The sequence below is a fragment of the Halomonas sp. 707D4 genome, assembly GCF_024158685.1.
Taxonomy (GTDB): domain Bacteria; phylum Pseudomonadota; class Gammaproteobacteria; order Pseudomonadales; family Halomonadaceae; genus Vreelandella.
In genome coordinates this window covers 1-1,361 of sequence record NZ_JAMZBD010000660.1, presented here as the reverse complement: position 1 = coordinate 1,361, position 1,361 = coordinate 1, and the positions used below count along the sequence as shown (strand labels likewise).

Below are 1,361 nucleotides of genomic sequence, written 5' to 3'. Positions count from 1 at the left end.
TGCATCGGCGGCGGCGAGGCCACGGCGGTGGCGGTCGAGCTGATCGACTAGCCGCGCCGCCGACCAACGAAAAAGGCACGCGTCCGACGCGTGCCTTTTCGCTTCTGCCTCACACGAGCCGGCGGCCTAGCCGAAGCGGCCGGTGATGTAGTCGTGGGTGCGCTGATCCTGCGGGTTGGTGAAGATGTTGTCGGTGGAGTCGACCTCGACCAGATCCCCCATGTGGAAGAACGCGGTGCGGTCGGCCACGCGCGCGGCCTGCTGCATGTTGTGGGTCACCATCACGATGGTGTAGCTCTCGCTGAGCTCGTCGATCAGCTGCTCTACCTTGGCGGTGGCGATGGGGTCGAGCGCCGAGCAGGGTTCGTCCATCAGGATCACGTCCGGGCTCACCGCCACGGTGCGCGCGATGCACAGACGCTGCTGCTGGCCGCCGGAAAGCCCGGTGCCGGGCTTGTCGAGGCGATCCTTGACCTCCTCCCACAGCCCCGCGCGGCGCAGGCTGCTCTCGACGATGTCGTCGAGCTCCGCCTTGCGCTTGGCCAGGCCATGCAGGCGCGGCCCGTAGGCGATGTTCTCGTAGATCGACTTGGGGAACGGGTTGGGCTTCTGGAACACGATGCCCACCTGGGCACGCAGCAGCACCACGTCACGCTCCGGCGCGTAGATGTCCTTGCCATCCAGGGTGATCCGGCCCTCCACCCGGCAGATGTCGATGGTGTCGTTCATGCGGTTCAGGCAGCGCAGAAACGTCGACTTGCCGCAACCCGAGGGGCCGATGAAGGCCAGCACCTCGTTTTCATAGATGTCCAGATCGATGCTCTTGATCGCCTGGGTGTCGCCGTAGAAGACGTCGACGCTTTCGGCCTTGAGCTTGACCTTGTCCTTGGCGCGGCTGACGCGGCTTTCGCCGTTGCCGAGGCTCACGCTGGGCGTGGCCGCCGAAGGGGCTTGGCTTGGGGAGTGCGTAGGAGTATCCACTTACCACCTCGTCTCGAATTTTTTGCGCAGCCAGATGGCCAGCGCGTTAAGGCTCAGCATGAGCCCCAGCAGCACGATGATCGCCGCCGAGGTGCGCGCCTCGAAGAAGTTGCGAAGCTCGTTGCCCTGCCACAGGTAGATCTGCACCGGCAGCGCCGTGGATTGCTCGAGCGGCGTGCTCGGCACGTTGGCCACGAACGCGTTCATGCCGATCAACAGAAGCGGCGCAGTCTCGCCCAGCGCCTGGGCCACGCCCAGGATCGAGCCGGTGAGAATGCCCGGCAGCGCCAGCGGCAGGACGTGATGAAAGACCGTCTGCACCCGCGAGGCGCCGATACCGAGGGCGGCCTGGCGGATCGATGGCGGAATCGAGCGCAAGG

The 1,361-nt window shown here is 65.8% G+C and carries 2 protein-coding genes; both read right to left on the bottom strand.

All coding sequences use genetic code 11. The annotated features are described in order from the left end of the window. Positions 1-126 precede the first annotated feature (126 nt). Complete coding sequence (gene pstB / locus BIS11_RS17690; protein ID WP_253424975.1) at positions 127-927, bottom strand: phosphate ABC transporter ATP-binding protein PstB; 801 nt, start codon at positions 925-927, stop codon at positions 127-129. 54 nt (positions 928-981) lie between these two features. After that, on the bottom strand, positions 982-1,361 hold a 380-nt coding region (locus tag BIS11_RS17685; RefSeq protein WP_253586740.1), incomplete at its 5' end, for an ABC transporter permease subunit.